This is a genomic window from Actinoplanes subglobosus, from assembly GCF_042650585.1.
GTDB lineage: Bacteria > Actinomycetota > Actinomycetes > Mycobacteriales > Micromonosporaceae > Actinoplanes > Actinoplanes subglobosus.
Map to the genome: position 1 here is coordinate 446,973 of NZ_JBHSBL010000015.1, position 20,653 is coordinate 467,625.

Annotated in this window: 17 protein-coding genes; 8 read left to right on the forward strand and 9 right to left on the reverse strand. The window is 71.3% G+C overall.

Translation table 11 applies throughout. The features are described from left to right. The 3 genes from ACFO0C_RS16715 to ACFO0C_RS16725 all read right to left on the reverse strand — a co-directional run. On the reverse strand, window positions 1-1,333 hold a 1,333-nt coding region (locus tag ACFO0C_RS16715; protein WP_378067547.1), incomplete at its 3' end, for an AfsR/SARP family transcriptional regulator. 186 nt (window positions 1,334-1,519) lie between these two features. Next, complete coding sequence (locus ACFO0C_RS16720) at window positions 1,520-2,197, reverse strand: hypothetical protein (protein WP_378067548.1); 678 nt, start codon at window positions 2,195-2,197, stop codon at window positions 1,520-1,522. 28 nt (window positions 2,198-2,225) lie between these two features. After that, the gene (locus ACFO0C_RS16725; protein ID WP_378067549.1) at window positions 2,226-3,011 is read right to left on the reverse strand and encodes an SDR family oxidoreductase; all 786 of its coding nucleotides are present in this window, start codon (window positions 3,009-3,011) and stop codon (window positions 2,226-2,228) included. A gap of 80 nt (window positions 3,012-3,091) precedes the next feature. Here ACFO0C_RS16725 and ACFO0C_RS16730 point away from each other — a divergent pair, with 80 nt between their 5' ends. Then, window positions 3,092-3,787: a TetR/AcrR family transcriptional regulator gene (locus tag ACFO0C_RS16730; RefSeq protein WP_378067550.1), complete on the forward strand. Its 696-nt coding sequence runs from the start codon at window positions 3,092-3,094 to the stop codon at window positions 3,785-3,787. A 186-nt stretch (window positions 3,788-3,973) separates the two neighbouring features. Further along, window positions 3,974-5,293: a lipase family protein gene (locus ACFO0C_RS16735; RefSeq protein ID WP_378067551.1), complete on the forward strand. Its 1,320-nt coding sequence runs from the start codon at window positions 3,974-3,976 to the stop codon at window positions 5,291-5,293. On the opposite strand, the gene ACFO0C_RS16740 is transcribed toward ACFO0C_RS16735, so the two are convergent. Both ACFO0C_RS16740 and ACFO0C_RS16745 read right to left on the reverse strand, forming a co-directional pair. Continuing rightward, window positions 5,274-8,210 (reverse strand): ATP-binding protein, encoded by a 2,937-nt coding sequence (locus ACFO0C_RS16740; RefSeq protein WP_378067552.1) that lies wholly within the window; start codon window positions 8,208-8,210, stop codon window positions 5,274-5,276. The two genes, ACFO0C_RS16735 and ACFO0C_RS16740, sit on opposite strands and share 20 nt — an antisense overlap. Before the next feature lie 43 nt (window positions 8,211-8,253). Continuing rightward, entirely contained in the window at window positions 8,254-8,595 is a 342-nt protein-coding gene (locus ACFO0C_RS16745) for a hypothetical protein (protein WP_378067553.1), read from the reverse strand. Between the two features lie 132 nt (window positions 8,596-8,727). Here ACFO0C_RS16745 and ACFO0C_RS16750 point away from each other — a divergent pair, with 132 nt between their 5' ends. Further along, window positions 8,728-9,303: a gamma carbonic anhydrase family protein gene (locus tag ACFO0C_RS16750; protein ID WP_378067554.1), complete on the forward strand. Its 576-nt coding sequence runs from the start codon at window positions 8,728-8,730 to the stop codon at window positions 9,301-9,303. Here the strand turns inward: ACFO0C_RS16750 and ACFO0C_RS16755 are convergent. Continuing rightward, the gene (locus tag ACFO0C_RS16755; RefSeq protein ID WP_378067555.1) at window positions 9,219-10,703 is read right to left on the reverse strand and encodes a GGDEF domain-containing protein; all 1,485 of its coding nucleotides are present in this window, start codon (window positions 10,701-10,703) and stop codon (window positions 9,219-9,221) included. The genes ACFO0C_RS16750 and ACFO0C_RS16755 overlap by 85 nt on opposite strands. Window positions 10,704-10,871: 168 nt before the next feature. Beyond that, on the reverse strand, window positions 10,872-12,392 hold the full coding sequence (locus ACFO0C_RS16760) for a ricin-type beta-trefoil lectin domain protein (protein WP_378067556.1): 1,521 nt from the start codon (window positions 12,390-12,392) through the stop codon (window positions 10,872-10,874). A 313-nt stretch (window positions 12,393-12,705) separates the two neighbouring features. Between ACFO0C_RS16760 and ACFO0C_RS16765 the strand changes: the two genes are divergently transcribed. The 4 genes from ACFO0C_RS16765 to ACFO0C_RS16780 are packed head-to-tail and all read left to right on the forward strand — an operon-like array spanning window position 12,706 to window position 17,343. Continuing rightward, complete coding sequence (locus ACFO0C_RS16765; RefSeq protein ID WP_378067557.1) at window positions 12,706-13,791, forward strand: ABC transporter substrate-binding protein; 1,086 nt, start codon at window positions 12,706-12,708, stop codon at window positions 13,789-13,791. 59 nt (window positions 13,792-13,850) lie between these two features. Beyond that, window positions 13,851-15,380, forward strand: coding sequence for a sugar ABC transporter ATP-binding protein (locus ACFO0C_RS16770; protein ID WP_378067558.1), 1,530 nt, complete (start codon window positions 13,851-13,853; stop codon window positions 15,378-15,380). Continuing rightward, entirely contained in the window at window positions 15,377-16,333 is a 957-nt protein-coding gene (locus ACFO0C_RS16775) for an ABC transporter permease (RefSeq protein WP_378067559.1), read from the forward strand. The genes ACFO0C_RS16770 and ACFO0C_RS16775 overlap by 4 nt, the downstream gene beginning before the upstream one ends. Then, entirely contained in the window at window positions 16,330-17,343 is a 1,014-nt protein-coding gene (locus tag ACFO0C_RS16780) for an ABC transporter permease (protein WP_378067560.1), read from the forward strand. The genes ACFO0C_RS16775 and ACFO0C_RS16780 overlap by 4 nt, the downstream gene beginning before the upstream one ends. Window positions 17,344-17,494: 151 nt before the next feature. Here ACFO0C_RS16780 and ACFO0C_RS16785 read toward each other — a convergent pair whose 3' ends face one another. Beyond that, window positions 17,495-18,178 (reverse strand): TetR/AcrR family transcriptional regulator, encoded by a 684-nt coding sequence (locus ACFO0C_RS16785; RefSeq protein ID WP_378067561.1) that lies wholly within the window; start codon window positions 18,176-18,178, stop codon window positions 17,495-17,497. 88 nt (window positions 18,179-18,266) lie between these two features. Here ACFO0C_RS16785 and ACFO0C_RS16790 point away from each other — a divergent pair, with 88 nt between their 5' ends. Continuing rightward, window positions 18,267-19,028, forward strand: coding sequence for a hypothetical protein (locus ACFO0C_RS16790; RefSeq protein ID WP_378067562.1), 762 nt, complete (start codon window positions 18,267-18,269; stop codon window positions 19,026-19,028). Here ACFO0C_RS16790 and ACFO0C_RS16795 read toward each other — a convergent pair. Further along, on the reverse strand, window positions 19,001-20,614 hold the full coding sequence (locus tag ACFO0C_RS16795; RefSeq protein WP_378067563.1) for a sensor histidine kinase: 1,614 nt from the start codon (window positions 20,612-20,614) through the stop codon (window positions 19,001-19,003). The two genes, ACFO0C_RS16790 and ACFO0C_RS16795, sit on opposite strands and share 28 nt — an antisense overlap. Between the last annotated feature and the right edge of the window lie 39 nt (window positions 20,615-20,653).

Genomic DNA, 20,653 nt, shown 5'->3' on the forward strand with positions numbered 1-20,653 from the left:
GCGCCGCCGCCTCCTCGGCGGTGAGCGGGGAGAGCGGCACCGGCCGGGCGCCCTCGGTGGCGATGAGCGGCGTCAGCAGATTGCGGCTGGTGATCACGACGAGACAGCCGGGCGCGCCGGGCAGCAGCGGCCGCACCTGGGTGGCGTCGCGCGCGTTGTCGAGCACCACCAGCACCCGGCGCCCGGCGACCAGGCTGCGGTAGAGCGCGGCCTGCGGCCCAAGGCCGGCCGGCACCGACGAGGCCGGCACCCCGAATGCGTCGAGGAAACCGCGCATCACCTCGGCCGGGTCGGCGGCCGCACCCTCCGGGCCGAAACCGCGCAGGTCGGCGTAGATCTGCCCGTCGGGGAAGGCGGCGGCGGCGCGTTGCGCCCAGTGCACGGCCAGCGCCGTCTTGCCGACACCGCCGCTGCCGGACACCGCGGCGATCACCATCGCGTCGGTGGCGTCGGCCAGGGCGAGGTCGAGCTGGCGCATCTCGTCGGCACGGCCGGTGAACGCGGGAACCGCCGCCGGCAGCTGCGCCGGCACCCGGGTGGCACGCGGACGGCTCGCGGCGACCGGTGGCGGGCCGGGGCCGGCGGGTGTGGCAGCGGGCGCTGCCAGGCCGGCGTCCTGCCGCAGGATCGCGGTCTCCAGCTCGCGCAGCGGCGGGCTCGGGTCGATGCCCAGCTCCCGGCGCAGGCGGCCGCGCAGCTCCTGATAGGTGCGCAGAGCCTCGGCCTGCCGCCCGGCCCGGTAGAGCGCCAGGATCAGCCGGGCGTGCAACTGCTCGTCGAACGGGTGGGCGGCGGCCAGCTCCGCCAGCTCCGGCAGCAGCGCGGCGTCGTTGCCGATCGCCTGCTCGGCCTCGGCCAGGTCGCGGCGGGCCCGCAGGCGCAGGTCGTCGAGGCGGCGGGCCTGATCGTCGAGCCACGGCAGGGTCGACACGTCGGCGAGCGAGGAACCACGCCAGAGTGCCAGCGCCGACCGCAGCCGGCTCGCCCGCACCGCCGGGTCGGAGCTCTCGGCGGCCTCCCGGATCAGCGCCTCGGCGACGGCCACGTCGGTCTCGGTGGCCCCGGCCGGCAGCAGATAGCCGGGGGAGCGGGCCACGATCGCCGACCGGTCGCCGAGCACCTGCCGCAACTGGGAGACGTGCTGCTGCAGCGAGTTGGCCACGGTCGGCGGGGCGCCGGCCGCCCACACGCTGTCGACGAGCCGCTCGACACCGACCACCTCACCGCGGCGCAGCGCCAGCACGGCGAGCACCGCCTTGCGGCGCAACCCGGTCACCGGCCGGGGCAGTCCGTCGCGAACAACCTCGACCGGCCCGAGCAGGTTGATCCGCATGCCGTCCACTGTGGCACGTGCGGGACATGCCGCAGAAACAGTGACGTTGTCGGATATCCGCAGTCCGGGCGGGTGTTGCCGGGCCGATCTTGACCGGTTCACCACCGGCGACGGTGGCTGATCGGTCAAGGTCCGGCAGGGCGGCCCGGTGGACCGATCGCGCGATACGCACCGTGAGAGCAGGCCCTACTCCGTGTCCGTGTGGTGGACGAGGCGTAGCCAGCGGCAACTCCAATCGCCCTGTCCGGTGGCGGGGCCGGCTGGGGCGTAGCGGCCGTCCGCACCCTGGTGATCGCCGTGCCCGATCCGGTACCGCCCGGGACGGATCGGGAGCAGCGCGCCGATGCCCACCAGGCCGGGCAGGTCCAGCTTGATCGGTGTGTCCCGGCCGGCGGCGAGTGCTGCCGGGAGATCGATCACCTCGTCGGCCGGTGTCGCCGCCCACACCACGGCTATCCGGCCGGACGGCAGGTCGATCTCGCCGACGGTGTGGTGGTCCCGCGCTGCGGACCCGGTCACGTGGCGGCGTGGCCCGTCGTGGTCGGCGCCGACCCACGACCGCATGACCAGAAGGCTCGTCCGGTCGGCGTCGACGGCGATCTCGGCGGTGCCCGCGCCGTCCATCTGCCAGACCAGCCCGGTGTGCCGCCTCTCCGGCCCGAACTCCAGCAGCCCGGCTTCCACCTCATCGTCATCCGGGTGGAGCACCACTTCGGCGCGTGCCTGGTCGCAGGCCGGGTCGAGCTGCCAGTCCTCGTCGAAGACCCCGCCGGTCCAGTCCGCGAACGCCTCGGCCCCGCAGACGAGAAGGGAACCACCTTCGTTGCCGGTCCGGGCGACCCACGAGTAGTGCCTGTCGATCATCGAGCCACCGTATCGCCCGCGGTCGGGCTCAGCCCAGGTGCTTGGGGCCCAGGTAGCTGCCCCCGGTCGCGTCGATGGTGTTCGCGGTGAGCCAGGCGCTGTCGGGGCCGGCCAGGAAGGCGACCACGTTGGCGATGTCGGCGGGCCGGCCGACCCGTTCGATGGCCTGGCCGGCGGCGACCACTGCCTGCATCTCGGGGCGGTCGAAGACGAACGCCGTCTTGTCGGTGCGGGTGGGGCCGGGTGCGACCGTGTTGATGGTGATCCCCCGGGAACCGACCTCGTTGGCGACGTTACGGGTGAGGGTCTCCAGTGCGGCCTTCGTCATCGCGTAGGCCAGCTCGCCGGGCAGCGCGATCCGGGTGACGCCGGAGCTGATGTTGATGATGCGCCCGCCGTCGCCCATCAGCGGCAGCGCCCTCTGAATGAGGAAGAACGGCGCCCGCACGTTGACGGCGAACAACCTGTCGAACGCCTTTCGTGTCTCGGAGCCGATGCCGCCGTCGGAGTCGTCGATGCCCGCGTTGTTGACCAGGATGTCCAGCCGGGCGTGGCCGGTGCGGGCCCGCAGCCCGGCCTCGACGGCGTCGATCACGGCGTCGGCGTCGCCGTCGACACCGAGCTCGGCGCGGACCGGGAACGCCTGCCCGCCGGCGGCCTCGATGGTGGCGACGGTGTCCGCGGCGGCGGCGTCGTTGCTGGCGTAGTGCACCGCGACCAGGGCCCCGTCGGCGGCGAGGCGCTCGCAGATGCCCCGGCCGATGCCGCGGGAGCCACCGGTGACGAGTGCGGTCCGGCCAGCGAGAGTGCTCAAACTGTGTACCTCGTAATCAGTCATGTTTATGTTATACACAGTTCTGGAGTTCGGCGTCAACACCGGGATGAGAGGTTTCGATGAAAGCTGAGGTCAGCGCCATGGATCTGCTGTGGGGGCGGGGTGTCCGGGGGAGTCGCGGGCCCCGGCCGGTGCTCACGGTGGGGCAGATCGCCGAGGCCGCCGTCGAGATCGCGGATGCCGAGGGGTTGCCCGCGGTGACCATGCAGCGGGTGGCGCAGCGGTTCGGGTTCACGGCCATGTCGCTGTACCGGTATGTCCCCGGCCGGGCGGAGCTGGTCGCGTTGATGGTCGACAGCGCGATGGGAGTCGCGCCCGCCGTCGACGCCGCCGAGGGCTGGCGCCCGGCGCTGCGGCGGTGGGCGGGTCACCTGCGTGACGTGTTCCGGAGTCACCCGTGGGTCACCCAGGCCACGATCCAGGCGCGGCCGATCGGGCCGAACGAGTTGAGCTGGCTGGAGCGGGCCGTCGCGCTTCTGGGCGGATCAGGGCTGGCCGGCGGCGAGCGGGTGGATGCCGTCATGATCGTCACCGGTCACGTCCGAAATCAGGTCCAGGCCGAGATCGGCATCGCCGCGGACGATGGTGTCCACCTCGCCATGTCGCTGGCCGAGACACTGCGCGAGCGTGCCGCGGACTTCCCGGCGCTGACCGAGGCGGCGGCCGGCGGCGCGTTCGGCCCCGGCGATACGGACGGCTTCGCCTTCGGGCTCGAATGCATCCTGGACGGCCTGGAGCGGCGGATGCCGACGTGAATGCCGCGGTCCGTACTCGATGCGAGGCGGGCGGGCAGCATGGTCCGGAAAAGGGCAGGTAAACCAGGCGGAGACGAGAAATGGAAGCTCTGGAGTCTCTCGTTTCCCCTGGTTACCGTCCGGTAACGCAGCTCCACTCATTGACGCCGGTGAGTGGATTCGATGCTGAGTTCCCGGAGGCCGTACATGTCCGTACGTACCCGTATCTCCATCGCTCTGACAGCCACCGCCCTCGCCACCCTCACCACCGCGATCCCCGCGCAGGCCGCCACGTCCCGCGGCGTCACGATCCCGGACTTCTACACCCCGCCCGCGGCACTCCCGGCGGCCGACGGCACCCTGATCCGCACCGAACCGCTGCCCCTGGCACTGTCCCTGCCGGGGATCAGCGGAACCCTCCCGGGCCGCGCCACCCGGATCATGTACAAGACCACCGACTCGACCGGCGCCCCGGCCGCGGTGACCGGCGCCTACCTGGAACCGGCCGCCTCCTGGAAGGGCAAGGGCGCCCGCCCGCTGGTGGTCCTGGCTCCGGGCACGATGGGCCAGGGCGACCAGTGCTCCACCTCGCTGGCCCTGCAGCGAGGCCTGATCCTCGGCGTCGACGACGGCCAGACCACCGTGTCGATCGGCTACGAGGTGCTGGCCATCTACCGCCTGCTGGCCAAGGGCATAGCCGTCGTGCAGACCGACTATCCCGGCCTGGGGACCACCGACCGGGTGCACACCTACGTCAACCGGGTCGACTCCGGGCATGCCGTCCTCGACGCCGCCCGCGCGGCCCGGGCGTTGCCGGGCACGTCGATCACGGCCACGTCGGTGGTCGGCCTCTACGGTTACAGCCAGGGCGGGGGAGCGGTGGCGTCGGCGGCCGAACTCCAGGCGACATACGCCCCGGACGTGAAGGTCACCGCCACCTACGCGGGCGCTCCGCCGGCCGACCTGGCCGCCGTCACCGAGGGTATCGACGGTAGCGAGTTGCTCGGCGCGCTGGGCTGGTCGGTCAACGGGTTCGCGCAGGCGGAACCGGGACTCCAGCCGCTGCTCGACCGCTATCTCAGTGACTCCGGCCGGGCGGCGCTCAAGGATCTGTCCACGATGTGCGTGGGCGATGCGATCTTCGGGTACGCCGGCCGCCGCAGCACCGCCTGGACGACGAACGGGAAGTCGCTCACCGACATCATCAAGGCCGAGCCGCTGCTCCGCACGTACATCGGGAAGCAGTTGATCGGCACCCGGAAGCCGGCCGGTGTGGTCCGGGTGGCGACCGGTGTCTTCGACGATCTGGTGCCGCACGGTCAGGCCCGTACCATGGCCGCCGCCTGGTGCCGCCTCGGCGGCTCTGTCGTCTATGCGCCCGTGACGCTGCCGTGGACGGTGAGCCCGCTGCTCAACCACTTCGGTCCGCTGCTCACCGACCAGGGCACGGCTGTCGACTGGCTCTCCGACCGGCTGGCCGGTAGCACCGCGCGGAGCAACTGCTCGGTCATACCGCTGCTGCCCTGACCGGCAGGGTCACGACGAACTCGGTGCCGCCCCCGGGGCGTGGCCGGGCGATGACGGTGCCGTGATGCGCGGTGATGATGGCGTGCGTCACGGCCAGCCCGAGGCCGGTGCCCTTGATGCCGCGGCTGGTCGCGGTGCTGGCCCGGAAGAACCGGGTGAACAGTTTCGGGTACTGCTCGGCGGGGATGCCGATGCCGTTGTCGGCGACCGTCACCGTCACGGTGTTCCCGTCGTCGTGGCTGCTCACGACGACCGTCCCACCGGCCGGCGTGTACTTGACGGCGTTGGAGAGCAGGTTGTCGAGCACCTGCCGGAGCCGGCCGGCGTCGCCGTCGACCACGGGCACCGGCGCCAGGTCGGCGACGATCGTGACGCCGGCCGCGTCGGCGGCCGGCTGCCCGGACTGGACGGCCTCCCGCAACAGCCGGGCGATGGTGACCGGCCGCGGGTCGATGGTGTCGTGCCCGGCGTCGAGGCGTGCCAGGTCGAGCAGGTCCTGGACGAGGTGCAGCAGGTGGGCGCTGGTCCGCGCGATGACGTTGAGTTCGCGCCGCCCGGCCAGGTCCGGGTCGTCCAGCAGTTCCTCGGTGTAGGCGGCGATCACCCCGACCGGGTTGCGCAGCTCGTGGCTGACCACGGCGACCAGTTCGTCCTTCATCCGGTCGAGGCGCTGGAGCTGGGCGACGTGCTGTTCGCGCTGGTCGGCGAGTTCCCGGCGTTCGGTGATGTTGGTGCAGATGCCGTCGACGAACAGGCGGCCGTCCTCGTTGCGGCAGGTCGCCCGGGTCCACACCCAGCGCACCACGTCGTCGTAGCCGATCACCCGCACCTCGACCTCGGCGGGCTGCCCGCCACTGACGGTGGTGTGGAACCGGGCGAACAACGGCATGTCGTCCGGGTGGACGCGGGAGGCGAGGACGGCGGCCATGTCGGCGTCGACCGGCAGCACCGCCCCGAACACGCCCGTGCCGTTGGGGCTGGCGTAGACCGACTCGACCCGCCCGTCGGCGAGGACCTCCACGGTCCACAGGTAGTCGTCGACGTGCTCGATCATCCGGTCCAGGTCGCGGCGTACCGCGGCCAGGGCGAGGGTGAGGTCCTCGGCGCGACGGCGTTCGACGAACCGGCTGACCTGGGCCGCCACCGCCCGCAGCATGTCCAGGACACCGGTGTCGCAGGGGGTCTCCTCGTCGAGGTAGAAGGCGATCACGCCGGCCACCCGGCGGCCGCTGCGCACCGGCAGCCCGATCCCGGTGACCAGACCGGCGCGCAGGCCTTCGCGGACCCGGCCGGGCTGGTCGGCCTCGGCGGCGATGCGGCTGCTCCACAGGTCGGCGCCGCGTTTCCAGACGAGCCCGGCCAGGCCCTGGCCCCGGACGAAGGACAGCGGCCCGTCGCCGGTGAACGCGGACAGGTCCAGGCCGGGCCGGGTCCACGAGCTGGCCCGGACGATGTGCTCGCGCTCCTCGTCGACCTCCCAGTACTCCGCGCACGCCCAGCCGAGCTGCGCACCGATGGCGGCGGTGGCCGCGGCGGCGGCCTGCCCGGCGGTGGTCGCCTCGGCCAGCGCGGCCGCGGCGGCATGCTGGCAGCGCAGCAGGGTGTCGGCCCGGTGCGCCGCGGTGACGTCGTGCATCGCGGCGACAGCACCGGCCCGGCGGCCGTCACCGAGGTCGATCGGGCGGGCGTTCGTGACATACCGGGTCAGGGGGCGCCCCGGCGGGCGCACCACCAGATGCTCACCGTGCACCTGCTCGCCGGCGAACGCCCTGGCCAACGGCACTTCCTCAGGCTTCAACGGGGTACGCCCATCCGCCCCGTACAACCGATAGGCCCGCGCCCACTCCTCCGGCCCGAGCGGCTGCTCCTCGGCGTCGTGTGCCTCCCGCAGAGCCCGGTTGAACAGCCGCAGCCGCCCGTCACTGCCGCACGCCACCACCCCGGTGTCGAGGCTGTCCAGCAGCGCCTGCAGGAACGACCGCTCCTCGGCCAGCGTCTGCCGCTCGGTCTCCAGTTGCTGCTGCTCGGCCCGCCGCTCGCTGATGTCGTGCAGGAACGCGTGGAACACCGGCAGGTCACCGGAGGTGTCCACCGACAGGCTCATCTCGACCGGGAACTCGCGGCCGTCCCGGTTCACGGCGGTCAGCTCGGTACGCTGCCCGGCCAGCGCGGACCGGCCGGTCGTGGCGACCCGGGCCATGCCCCGTGCGTGCGCCTCCCGCAGTGCCGCCGGGATGATCAGTTCGGCGAGGGGCCGCCCGAGCGCCTCCGCCGTCGCGTGACCGAACAGCACCTCCGCGGCATGGTTCCAGGCCGTCACCCGGCCGGCGTGATCCGACGAGATGAACGCGTCGGGACTGGTGTCCAGGATCGCCTGCGTCCGGGCCGCGGCCAGCAGCAACTGCCCCTGGCTGACCCGCAACGCGATCTCCGCCTCGGCCTCCTGCGCGAGGTCACCGAGTACCGCCACGTCCCGCTCGGTCCACACCCGCGGCTCGCCGTCGAAGACGCAGAACGATCCGAGGACCTGCCCGTCCGGATCACGGAGCGGAAATCCGGCATAGGCGATGGCCTGATGCTCACCGATTGCCGGGTTTCCGGAGAGCCTTTCATCGGTACGGGCATCGCGCACGACCATCGGGGCGGCGTCCGCCACGACGTACTGACAGAAGGAGTACGACAGTGGTGTCTGCCGTTTCTCGGCCAGTTCCCCGGTCAGGCCGTGGTGACTGGCGAAGACCTGCCGGTCCGGCTCGATCAGCGTGACCACCCCGGCCGGGACGTCGAGCAGCCGGGTGGCCAGCCGGGTCAGCCGGTCCAGCCCGGTCACGACGGTGCCGTGCTCCAGCAGCCCGGTCGCGCGCAGCGCCCGTAACCGCTCGGGATCCTCGATCACGTGCGCCACATCCAGGTACATCGGCCGACGGCGGCCCGCTGTGAGGCGTTCAGCCGCCGGCCGGTCACATCTGGAAGCTGTGCCGTCCGGGGTGGGTGGCCGGGAGCAGGCAGTCGTCGCCGGTGGGCTGGTGGGCGTGATGGCAGATGTCGAGGTGGCTGAGCTCGCGACCCTGACGGCTCCACCGGATCCACCACCAGCGGTCACCGCCGTCGTCGGCCACGACGAACGCGGCGTGCATCTGGTCGTGCCCGGCGGCCAGCTCGCAGGCCACGCCGGTGTGCGGGGGCGCGCCCACCCGCTCGCGCAGCATGTGCAGGCCGGACAACTCGGCGGCGGTGAGGGTGGTGGCGACGGCACATCGCGGCCACACCCAGGCCGCTGCCGTGTCGTTCTCGACGATCATGACGGCGGGGCCGCCCGGTGTCGTGCCATGGTTTCCTCCCGCTGACTGAAACAGTTTGCGGCGCTGTACCCAAGATCGGCGATCGTAAACATGATTGCCGAATTATTTTCGGAGACACGTTACGCTGGCCGCGTGATCGAGATCGGCGGGCACGCCCCGCAAGCCGCACCCACCGCCTGGATCGCTCCCGGAGCGGTCGTGGCCGGCCGCGTCACCCTGGGTCCGGACAGCAGCGTCTGGTATTCCACGGTGGTCCGCGGCGACCTGGACTCCATCGCCATCGGTGCGGGGACCAACCTGCAGGACGGTGTGGTCGTCCACGCCGACCCGGGGCACCCGGCCAGCATCGGTGCCAACGTGAGCGTCGGTCACCGCGCGGTCCTGCACGGCTGCACCATCGAGGACGACGTGCTGATCGGCATGGGCGCGATCGTGATGAACGGTGCCCACGTCGGCGCCCACTCGATCATCGCGGCGGGCGCGCTCGTCCCCGAGGGCGTGACGATCCCGGCCGGTTCGCTGGTGCTGGGCGCCCCGGGCAAGGTGCGCCGGGAGACCACCGCCGACGAGCGTGCGGTGATCGAGGCCAACGCGCTGATCTACGTCGACCTGGCCAAGCAGCATCAGGCCGCGGCCGCCGCCGGCCCGGCCGCTGTCTCCGGCTCGGCCGCCGCCGGCTCGGCCGCCGTCTCCGGCCCAGCTGCATAGGAGACCCGGTCCCGTCCGGCCGCTTTCGCCTGGTAGAGGCGCTGGTCGGCGAGCAGTGGCAACTGCTGTGGCTCGATACCGTCGGCGGGGGAGCAGGCGACCCCGACGGAGACCGTGACGGCGATCGCGGTCTCCGGCCCGGCCTGGACCGGGGTGCCGCGGATGATGGCGTGGATCCGGCCGGCGACGGTCCGGGCCTGCTCGGGGTTCGCGCCGGTCAGCAGGACGGCGAACTCCTCGCCGCCGTAACGGGCGAGCACACCGTGCGTGCCGACGGCCGCCGTCAGCCGGCGCGCGACCTCGCGCAGCACCCGGTCGCCGCCGTCGTGGCCGTACGTGTCGTTCACCTTCTTGAAGTGGTCGATGTCGAGCAGCAGCACCGCTGTCGTCGCGCCGGCACCGTCCAGGGCGGCCTGGAAGTGGCGGCGGGTGCGCAGTCCGGTCAGTTCGTCGGTGATCGCCATCCGCCGCTGCACCGCCACGAGCCCGGCCAGGCGCGCGATGACCAGCAGGAACAGCACGCCGCAGCCGACACAGATCAGCGGGACGTGCATCGGCGCCCCACGCAGGTACTGGACCAGCAGCGCGGCCGGGGCCAGCAGCGACGCGAAGGCGAGCGCGGCCAGGCGCGGCATGCCGAGGTCGGGGGTGGTGTGCGCGGCCGGAGCGTCCACGTCCCGCAGCGACGGGTGTATGCCGACCAGCCCGATGAGCAGCGCGGCCGCGGTCCACAGCAGGTAGGCGAACGGCATCCACCGCTCGTCGCCGGAGACCGCGGCGATCGTGCTGATCGTGTCCGGGGCGATGATCAGCACGAGATATCCGGTGAGTGCGCGTACGGCCACCGGCTTCGGCCCGCCGTCCAGGAGCAGCCGGGCGCCTAGGGCGGCCAGCAGCAGGTCGCTCAACGGGTAGGCGGTGGAGACGGCCCGCACCGAGAGACCGGTGGTGCCGCCGACGAGCGGGTCGATGACGTAGATCCAGGACAGCAGCGTGGCGGCGACCGAGATGATCCCCGCGTCGATGAAACCGGGCACGTCCCAGCCGGGGGTCCGCCGCCGCACGATCCGCACCAGGGCGAACGCGCCGATCCCGGAGGCGGTCAGCAGTACCGCGTCGGCAAGACTCGGCGCACGGTTCGGACCGTCCTCCAGCACGCTCTGCGGCAGCAGCGGCGCCGCCAGGACCAGCAGCTGCGAGGTGACCAGCAGCCACGGCCAGCGGGAGGCGGGGCGGTGCCGACGGATGCCGTAGAGCATGGCGACGATGCCGCCGACCATCGCCACCAGCGAGAGCACGCTGGTGACGACGTCGGGGGCGGAGGTCAGCAGGGCGATCGCGTACGCCGTGAGCACCCCCACGCCGAAGATCACGTACGCCGTCCACGGGGTGCGTCTCATCGAGCAGAACAGTCGGCAGCCGCGATGTCCTCCTGAGGCCGGAGGAGGGTCGGAGGAGGTTCGGAGAGGGGTCGGAGGAAGCCGCGGGATGCCGAGTGACCTGGAGCGCTACCTGACCGGCCGGGCCCGCCGCCGTGGCCGGTCAGGTAACGCCGTCCCAGCGGGGCGTCAGCCGCGCCGCCACTTCTGGTTGAGGGTTCCGGCGCATTCCCACAGCTGCACCCGGGCGCCGTCGTCGCCGTTCCAGTCCTGGATGTCGATGCACTTGTCGGCCTGCGGGTTCACCAGGTCACCGGCCGCGCTCAGCACCCACTGCTGTGCGGGGTTGCCGTTGCACGTGACGATCTGCAGGACCACACCGTTGGCGGTCGAGCCCCACGGCACGTCGAGGCACTTGTTGTTGCCGGTGCGCAGCGTGCCTCCGGTCGCCTCCCAGCGTTGTGCGGCCGAGCCGTTGCAGTTCCACATCTGGACCAGCACGCCGTCGGAGAAGTTCCCGTTCGGCACGTCGAGGCACTTGTTGTTCCAGTTGCTGATCACGGCGCCGCCACCGCCCCCTCCGGAGGTGGTGAGCGAGAGGCCGTACACCGAAAGGATCTCGTTGACCGGCTGGAACCACATGGTGCCGCCGGTGGTGCAGTTGCCGCTGCCGCCGGAGGTGACGCCCTGGGCCTGGTTGCCGGAGATCCACGAGCCGCCGGAGTCGCCGGGCTGGGCGCACGCGTTGCTGCGGCTCAGCCCGGACACCGAGCCCTGGGCGTAGTTGATCGTCTCGTTCTTGCCGAGCAGGGTGCCGCAGCGCCAGCCGGTGGTCCGCCCGGAACGGCAGATCGAGCTGCCGATCGCGGCCTCCTGCGAGCCGGCGACCAGCACGTTGCCGCCCGAGTAGTTGTTGACCCAGGGCTGCGAGACCCAGTTGCCGTTGGTGCGTACCCACGCGTAGTCGTTGCCGGGGAACGACGACCCGGCGAACGTGCCCTGTGCGACGTTGTTGAATCCGAGGGTGGGGCTGCCGGTGCCGCCGCAGTGCCCGGCCGTGACGAACCCGCCGGCCACCGCGAACCCGACCGAGCACAGCGTGTTGCCGTTGATCACGTACTGGTCGCCGCCGCGGGTGTCGTACATCGGCTGCGGGCGGGCCACGGTGCTGGTCCGGACGGTGACCCCGTTCGCCCCGCTGGCCTCGGCGAACTTCCGGGCCTGGGCCTCGGTTCCGGGCGCGGCGGTGAGGACGACACTGTTGGTCGCCGGGTCCGCATACCAGCTGTGCACGCTGTCCGGGGCGGCGTCGCCGTGCTCGTCGAGTCTGGCCCGGGTGGCGTCGAGGTCGCTCGCGCCGCGCTTGACCAGCTTCGGGACGGCACCCTCGGCGCGGACCGCTGCGGCGTCGGCGGCGCTGGTGACGGCCACCGTCAGGCGGGTGGCGCCGTCCGGGATCCAGGCGCCGGCGAACCGTTCGCCGAGCTGGGCGCGCAGCCGTTTCTCGACGACCGGGGCCGCGGCCTCGACGGTCAGCCGTCGGGCGATCTCGTCGGCGTCCAGTCCGAGGTCGCGCCGCATGGCGTCGAGCATGCCGGGGGACAGGGTGAGTGCCGGGGGTTGCGGTGCCGGTGGCGCGGCATGTCCGGGGGTCGGGCTGAGGGTGGCGGCCAGGAGGAGCGCGGCGCCGAGCAGTGCGGGACGGTACATGTTTCGTCCTTTCTTGCACGCACTTGACGGGGGAAAGAGAGCGCTCTCACCGGCTGAGTCTTGTGACCGTTAAGGTAACTGTCAACAAGGTTCAACAAAATATGTCGATGCCTTGCGGTGACCCGGTTGCCAGGTTCGTGGCGATGCGCGAGGCTGTCATCTGGAACATGTTCGTTTCAGTTAGGTTTCCGAGCAAGTCCTTGACAGAAAAAGTTCGATGATGCGTGAATGTGTTCCACCGCGAGTCATCCTGCGGTCACCCCACGAGACATCACGCGGCGAGCTGCCGCTTCTCTCGCAAGGAGTTCACGCCATGAGTGTTCGGTCGAACAGGTGGCGGCCTGCGGCCGCCGTGCTCGGTGCTGCCATGGTGCTGGCCGGAGCGGGCGCCTGCGCCAAGTCCGAGGAGAGCCCGGCCGGCAGTGCCGCGGGCCCCGCACCTGCTGCTTCGCAGGTCGTCCAGTCGGCCGCGGCCGGCGCCGCGACCTGCACCATCGACCAGTTCGGTGGCACGAGGATCGATCTCAGGACGGCCAAGGTCGGCTTCTCCCAGTCGGAGAAGGAGGCCAACCCGTTCCGGATCGCCGAGACCCAGTCCATCGAGGACGAGGCCGCCAAGCTGGGCATCACCAACCTCACAACAGCGAACGCGAACTCACAGTTCAACAAGCAGATCAGCGACGTCGAGCAGATGATCGACTCGGGTGTGCAGCTGCTGGTCATCGCACCGCTCAACTCCGACGGCTGGGACTCGGTCTTCGCCAAGGCGTCGGCCAAGAAGATCCCGATCGTCACGATCGACCGCAAGATCAACGCCACCGCCTGCAAGGACTACCTGACCTTCATCGGTTCCGACTTCGCCGAGCAGGGCAAGCGCGCCGCCGACGAGATGGCCAAGGCCCTGGGCAACAAGGGTGAGGTCGCGATCCTGCTCGGCGCACCCGGCAACAACGTGACGACCCTGCGGACCAGCGGTTTCAAGGACCAGATCGCGAAGGTCGCCCCGGACATCAAGGTCACCTTCGAGCAGACCGGCAACTTCTCCCGCGAGGAGGGCCAGAAGGTCACCGAGCAGCTGCTCCAGTCCAACCCCAACATCAACGGCATCTACGGCGAGAACGACGAGATGGCCCTCGGCGCGGTGACCGCCCTCAAGGGCGCCGGCAAGAAGGCCGGCGACGTCAAGATCGTGTCGATCGACGGCACCAAGGGCGCGGTCCAGGGCATCGTGGACGGCTGGATCTCCGCGGTGATCGAGTCCAACCCGCGCTTCGGCCCGCTGGCCTTCGGCACCGCGACCAGGTTCTTCGCGGGCGAGGCCGTCGGCCAGGACATCATCATCTCCGACCGGGCCTACGACACCACCAACGCCAAGACCGACATCGGCAGCGCCTACTGATCGCGAGGGCGTCCGGCGTTCCGCCGGGCGCCCTTTCCCCACCCCCTTGAGAGGTACGCGTGACGCTGCTCGAAGTCGCCGGCGTGTCCAAGAGTTTCCCCGGGGTCCGCGCGCTCGACGACGTGTCCTTCACCCTGCGGCCCGGCGAGGTGCACGCCCTCGTCGGTGAGAACGGCGCCGGCAAGTCCACCCTGATCAAAGTCCTGACCGGCGTCTACCAGCCGGACGCCGGCTCGCTGCGCTACCAGGGCCGGCCGGTCACGTTCGCCGCCCCGATGGACGCTCAGCGAGCCGGGATCTCCACGATCTACCAGGAGGTCAACCTCATCCCGCTGATGAGCGTGGCCCAGAACCTGTTCCTCGGCCGGGAGCCCCACAACGCCCTCGGCCTGATCGACCGCGGCCGGATGGAACGCGAGGCCCGCGGCATCCTCGCCGACTACGGCGTCACCACCGACGTCCGCCGGCGGCTCGGCACCCTGGCGCTGGGCGCGCAGCAGATGGTCGCCCTGGCCCGGGCCGTGATGATCGACGCGAAGGTCGTCATCATGGACGAGCCGACGTCCTCGCTGGAACCGCGCGAGGTGCAGACGCTGTTCTCGGTGATCCGCCGCCTGCACGGCCAGGGCATCGGCATCGTCTACGTGTCGCACCGGATGGACGAGCTCTACGAGATCTGCGACTCGGTCACCATCCTGCGCGACGGCGGACTGGTCCACACCGGAAAGCTCGCCGATCTGGAACGCATCGAGCTCGTGTCGATGATGCTCGGCCGGGAGATGTCACAGACCCGCCGGGAGGGCTTCACCGCCTTCGCCGGGGACCACGAGACCGACGTCGGTGCCCGGCCGGTCCTCAAGGTCACCGGGCTGACCAGCCGTAACCGTCTGCACGACATCAGCTTCGACGTCCGCCCGGGCGAGGTCGTGGGGCTGGGCGGGCTGCTCGGTGCCGGGCGCAGCGAGACGATCAAGGCGATCGGTGGGGCGTACCCCATCGACTCCGGCACCGTCGAGGTCGACGGCGCCGAACTGAAACGGCCGACCACCGTCCAGGCCGTCGCGGCCGGCATCGCCGTGCAGCCGGAGGACCGCAAGGCCGAGGGCATCGTGGCCGGCCTGTCGGTCCGCGACAACATCGCCCTGGCCGTGCTGCCGCGCCTGTCGCGTCTCGGCATCGTCTCGGACGTCAAGATCGACCGGATCGTCGAGCGGTACATGACCCGGCTGCGGATCAAGGCGTCCGGCCCGGACCAGCTGGTCGGCGACCTGTCCGGCGGCAACCAGCAGAAGGTGCTGCTCGCCCGCCTGCTCGCCACCGACCCGAAGATCCTGCTCCTGGACGAGCCCACCCGTGGCATCGACGTCGGCGCCAAGGCCGAGGTGCAGAGCCTCATCGACGAGCTGGCCGGCGAGGGGCTCGGCGTCGTGCTTGTCTCCTCCGATGCCGAGGAACTCGTCGAGGGCTCCGACCGGGTGGTGGTGCTGCGCGACGGCGTCGTCGTCGGCCACCTCACCGGCGACCAGGTGACCACCGAAGACCTCATGGCCGGCATCGCCGCGGCTGCACCCTCCGAGGAACAACCATGACCACGACCACACTGACCGCCCGGCGCCCGGACATCCGATCCTGGCTGCCCGAGTACGGCGTCTACCTCGCCGTCGGGCTGCTGATCCTCTACAACATCTTCTTCACGCCGTACTTCCTGACCCTGAGCAACCTGCGCATCCAGCTGATCCAGGTCGCCCCGATCGTGATCGTCGCGCTCGGGATGGCGCTGGTCATCGGCACCGAGGGCATCGACCTGTCGGTCGGCTCGGTGATGGCGCTGGCCGCGGCCCTGATCCCGCTCTATCTCGGGTACGGCGTGGTCGCGGCCATCCTGGTCTCGCTGGCTGCCGGTGTGGCGGTCGGCCTGATCAACGGCGTGCTGGTTGCCCGGGTCGGGTTGCAACCCATCGTCGCCACACTGGCCGTGTTCGTCGGCGGCCGCGGCCTGGCCGTGGTGATCTCCGACGGGCAGCTCAAGGACATCCGTAACCCCGACCTGCTCTACCTCGGGTCGGGTGACCTGTTCGGCATCCCGGTTCTGGTGTGGATCGCCGCCGTCCTGGTCGCGATCGTCGCGTTCGTGCTGCGTCGCACCGTGTTCGGCCGCCGCCTGCTGGCCGTGGGCGGCAACCGCCGCGCCACCGAGCTGGCCGGCCTGCCGGTCAAGCGGGTGCTGATCACCGTCTACGTGATCTGCGCGGTCCTCGCCTCGATCGCCGGCCTGCTGTCGGTGGCCCGGATCCAGTCCAGCGACGCCTCCGCGGTGGGCCTGCTCATCGAACTGTCCGCGATCACCGCCGTCGTCGTCGGCGGGACCCCGCTCACCGGCGGCAGGGTCCGCATCCTCGGCACTGTCGCCGGCGCAATGCTCATGCAACTCGTGATCGCCACCATGATCAAGCACGATCTGGGACCCTCGACGGCCGAGATGGCGCAGGCCGTCATCATCCTCGTCGCCGTCTATGTGGCCCGCGAGAGGAAGTCGCGATGACCCCGGCCCTGCTCACCGGCAGCCCGGCCACCAGCGCCGCCGACGTGAGCCGCAGCGAGCGCACCGACCGGATCGTCGGCGTCGTCCAGCGGCAGGGCGCGCTCGCCGTACTGGTCACGGTCGTGCTCGTCGCGCTCGTCGCGTTCCCGGACTTCCGCAGTCTCGACAACTCCGGGACGATCCTGGTCGCGGCCGCCCCGCCGATGCTGATCGCGCTCGGCATGACCCTGGTGATCATCACCGGGGGCATCGACCTGTCGGTGGGTTCGCTCTACGTTCTCGGCGGGGTACTCGCGGCCTGGGCGTCCCAGTACGGCCTGGTCACGGCACTGCTCGTGCCGCTGGCCGTGTGCGGTGCGATCGGCGTGGCCAACGGGGTGCTGATCGCCTGCACACGGATGGCGCCGTTCATCGTCACGCTGGCCGCACTGCTCGGCGCCCGGGGACTGATGCGGGCGATCAGTGACGAGGGGTCCACCACCTACGTGGTCGAGAGCGACGCCTTCGGGCGGCTCGGGACCGGCTCACTGTTCGGAGTCGGCTGTCAGGTGTGGCTCGCCGTGGTCCTGGTGCTCGTCGGGATGCTGGTGCTCGCCCGGACCGGGTTCGGGCAGTCGGTGTACGCGATCGGCGGGAGTGAGGACGCCTCAGCTCTGATGGGGGTCGCGGTACGCCGTACCAAAGTGTTGGTCTATGTCTTTTCGGGGTTGCTCGCCGGTCTTGCCGGCGCCGTCAACGCCGCCAAACTGGGGTCCGGTGTCACCGTTCTCGGCGCCGGCATGGAATTGGACGCCATCGCCGCCGTGGTGATCGGCGGAACCCTGCTGACCGGTGGCGCCGGAAGCATCGCCGGAACCGTCGCCGGGGTGCTCCTGCTCGGCGTCATCCAGAACATGATCAACCAGGTGGGTGACCTCAACAGCAATTGGCAGCAGGTCATCAGCGGCACGTTTCTCGCCGTTGTCGTCGTCGCGCAGACCGTCCTCAACCGTCTCCGCCGCGTTTCCTAGGAGTTCCCCCATGCGCCGTTTCCTCGCGGTTCTGACCATGGCCGCCGCCGGCCCGGTCGGAGTCGCAGCGCCCGCCTCGGCGGCGATGCGAGTCGGCGCTGTCCGGATCATGCGCAATGACAACCGTGATCCGGTGTTCGACCGGCGACCCTCACCGTTCCGGGGCGTGGTGAGAAACAGCCGGTCGGTAGGCCGGTCCCGGCTCCACCGGGACGCCTTGGAGCATCGACACGGCGATCGTCGTCAGATGATCGGCCAGCTCGCCGGCCGGCTCGGTGAAACCCTGCACCACCCACTCGATGAGCAGCTCGGTGACCCCGGCGACCAGGCACAGCACGGCACGGTCGAACAGCCGCCGGTCCCGGGGTGTCCCGCCGGAACGGAGGATCAGATCACCGAGCAGCACGGCCTCCTCGTGCAGCAGGCCACGCCGGCGCACCTCCATGCGCGGAGCGTTCACGTAGATCACCCGCGCCCGTTCGGGATGCTCCCGCAACAACCGGGTCAGCGTGGACATCACCGGGGTGACCAGCTCCTCGATCGAACCGGCGGGCGGTCCGGCCGCGACCAGGGCGGCCAGCAACCACGAGTTCTGCTCGGTGTGCACCTGGAAGAGCAGGTCGGCGCGGTCGGTGAAATGGTCGTAGAAGTAGCGTTTCGACACCTTCGCCGCACCGCACACGTCGGCGACGGTCACCTCGTCGTAGTCGCGGGTCGCGAACAGATGAACGGCCGCGGCCACGATCCGGTCGCGCCGCTCGGACTCACGCTGCTCACGGGACCGGCCCGCGTACACCTCGCGTCCGCGGCCGGCAACGGCCGGAGGACTGTTCACGCTAACAGGGTAGCCCGTTCCCGAAAACTCCTGCCCGGTCGCGTCCGGTCACGTCTGATCGGCACAGCCAAGCCATAGGAGGTCGACGATGAACAGGCGGCGCCTCATCATCGCCGGCGCTGCGGGCCTGGCGGCCGGCGTCACACCGGCGGCCGCGGCCGGCCCGATCCCACAGCACCTGATCGACCGGTACGGCCTCGACACCCGCTGGTACGGCCGGTACCTCGACGCCTGGGGCCTGCCCGTTCTCGGTCCCCACCACATCCGGGACGCCACACTCGCCCGGATGCGCGACCAGCTCGGCACGCTGCTCCGGACCCAGCCGTACTGGCCGGTGCACGAGCTCGACCGCCGGAACGTGCGCCTGGTCGTCGTCGCCCGCGGCGAGCGGATGAGCGCGATCCCCGACGTGCGGCAGCGCTTCGGCACCGAGCTGGACGAGCGGTACCGGGGCGGGTTCGGTGCCACCGACTCGTTCCCGCTGTCGGTGTCGGCCGAGAGCAACCTGATGGACGGCGAGGGCGCGGAGAACGTGTTCGTCCACGAGTTCGGCCACACCCTGCACCTGATGTCGCTGCGGCACATCGACCCGGCCCTCACCGGTGAGCTGAACAGCGCCTACGGTGCGGCCCGGCGGCTCGGGCTGTGGCTCAACACGTATGCCGCGAGCACCGTCGACGAGTACTTCGCCGAGGGGATCCAGACCTACTTCGACGTGAACCGCCGGGGCCCGGTGGGCGGTGACGGCGTCCACAACCACATCAGCACCCGGGCGGCGCTGCGGGCGTACGACCGGCCGTTGCACGCCCTGTTCGAGCGGGTCTACCGCGGGCGTACCCTGCCCGGCTGAGACGGGTCCCGGGGCAGTTCGACGTGCACGTTCGTGCCGGGGCGGGCGCCGCGCGGACTGATCGTCACGGTCCCGTGGTGACGTTCGGCGATCAGTTTCGCGATCGCCAGACCGAGCCCGGCCCCGGGGATCGCGAGCTCGGTGGTGACCGCCCCGCGGTAGAAGCGATCGAAGACGTACGGCCGCTCGTGCTCCGGAATCCCGAAGCCGGTGTCGGCCACGTCCAGGGTCACCGCCAGCGCCGCCTCGGCGAGCGTCACGCCGACCGTGCCGCCGTCCGGGGTGTAGGTGATCGCGTTGTCCAGCAGCGCGCCGGCCAACTGGGCGAGCCGCCGTGGATCACCGCGCATCGGCATCCGCTCCGGTCCGTGGCGGGTGACCGTGATGCCGCGGCCCGCGGCCCGTTCCCCGACCGCCCGGACCGCGCTCGCGACCACGGTGACCAGGTCGAGCTCCTCCATCGTGACCGGCACCCGGCCGGCGTCGAGGGCGGACAGCTCCAGGAGCGCCTCGACCAGCCGCCGCAGCCGCTCGCCGCCCCGGCAGACGGCCTCGATCAGCGGCAGCAGCTCGGCCGCCGGGGTGTCCGGACCGGCGTCGGCGAGCAGCTCCAGGTACGACACGATGATCGTCACCGGGGTCCGCAGCTCGTGCCCGACCAGGTTGAGGTATTCGTCCTTGGCCCGGCTCAGCATCTGCTGCAGATCCTCGGCTCGGCGCGCCTCGGTGATGTCGTGGAAGACCTCCACCGCCCCGATCCGGTGGTCCGGCCCGTCGGCGATCGGGTGGGCGTTGACCCGCATCAGGCGCCGCCCGTCCCGGGTGTGCAGGACCTGTTCGACGTCCCGGACGTCACCGCCGTGCAGTGCGCGCAGCAGCGGGCCCTCCCGCGCGGCGACCGGTTCCCCGGCCGGCGTGGTGACCGGCAGCGTCCCGGCCCACTCGGCGGCGTGACCGTGCACCTCGCTGACGCCGAGCCGGTCCCGCAGCGAGCGGTTGACCACCACCATCCGGCCGTCGGCGTCACAGGCGGCGACCCCGGTGTCGAGGCTGTCGAGCAGGGTGTTGAGGAACAGACGCTGCGCGCGCTCACCCTGGTGGGCCCGCTGCTCGGCAACGAACGCGGCGCACGCCTGCGCGCCGTCGTCGACCGCGGTCAGTTCGTCGGGCTGCCACCGCCGGGGCAGGTAGTCCATCACCGCGCACACGCCGACGATCGCTCCGGCCGGGTCGCGGATCGGGTATCCGGCGTACGAGCGGATCCCGACGATCCGTACCGGCGCCTCGGCCGGTACCCGGTCGTCGGTGTCCACGTCGCCGATCACCACCGGGAAGCCGCTGCGCAGCACCTGACCGCCCAGCGTGAAGATCATCGGGACGCGCTGCATCGGCTCGAAGCCGGCCGGCAGGGCGTGCCCGCCGATCAGCCGCATGTTCGCGCCGTCGGTCAGGTGGATCATCGCGCAGGCGGCGCGTGCTCCGCGTACCGTCAAAGCGGCCAGACGGTCCGCGGCCGTGCGGGACATGCCGCCCGGAGCCATCTCCATCACCGCGGCCGGCGCTGCCGACTGTGTGCCGCGGTTCATTCCCGAAGTGTCCCGCCGGCCGGGTGCCCGCGTGGCCGG

Coding starts and splice junctions, on each gene's coding strand:
- ACFO0C_RS16720 (WP_378067548.1), bottom strand. CDS start 2,197: ATGATCGACAGGCACTACTCGTGGGTCGCCCGGACCGGCAACGAAGGT.
- ACFO0C_RS16730 (WP_378067550.1), top strand. CDS start 3,092: ATGAAAGCTGAGGTCAGCGCCATGGATCTGCTGTGGGGGCGGGGTGTC.
- ACFO0C_RS16735 (WP_378067551.1), top strand. CDS start 3,974: ATGTCCGTACGTACCCGTATCTCCATCGCTCTGACAGCCACCGCCCTC.
- ACFO0C_RS16740 (WP_378067552.1), bottom strand. CDS start 8,210: ATGTACCTGGATGTGGCGCACGTGATCGAGGATCCCGAGCGGTTACGG.
- ACFO0C_RS16745 (WP_378067553.1), bottom strand. CDS start 8,595: ATGATCGTCGAGAACGACACGGCAGCGGCCTGGGTGTGGCCGCGATGT.
- ACFO0C_RS16755 (WP_378067555.1), bottom strand. CDS start 10,703: ATGAGACGCACCCCGTGGACGGCGTACGTGATCTTCGGCGTGGGGGTG.
- ACFO0C_RS16760 (WP_378067556.1), bottom strand. CDS start 12,392: ATGTACCGTCCCGCACTGCTCGGCGCCGCGCTCCTCCTGGCCGCCACC.
- ACFO0C_RS16765 (WP_378067557.1), top strand. CDS start 12,706: ATGAGTGTTCGGTCGAACAGGTGGCGGCCTGCGGCCGCCGTGCTCGGT.
- ACFO0C_RS16775 (WP_378067559.1), top strand. CDS start 15,377: ATGACCACGACCACACTGACCGCCCGGCGCCCGGACATCCGATCCTGG.
- ACFO0C_RS16780 (WP_378067560.1), top strand. CDS start 16,330: ATGACCCCGGCCCTGCTCACCGGCAGCCCGGCCACCAGCGCCGCCGAC.
- ACFO0C_RS16790 (WP_378067562.1), top strand. CDS start 18,267: ATGAACAGGCGGCGCCTCATCATCGCCGGCGCTGCGGGCCTGGCGGCC.
- ACFO0C_RS16795 (WP_378067563.1), bottom strand. CDS start 20,614: ATGAACCGCGGCACACAGTCGGCAGCGCCGGCCGCGGTGATGGAGATG.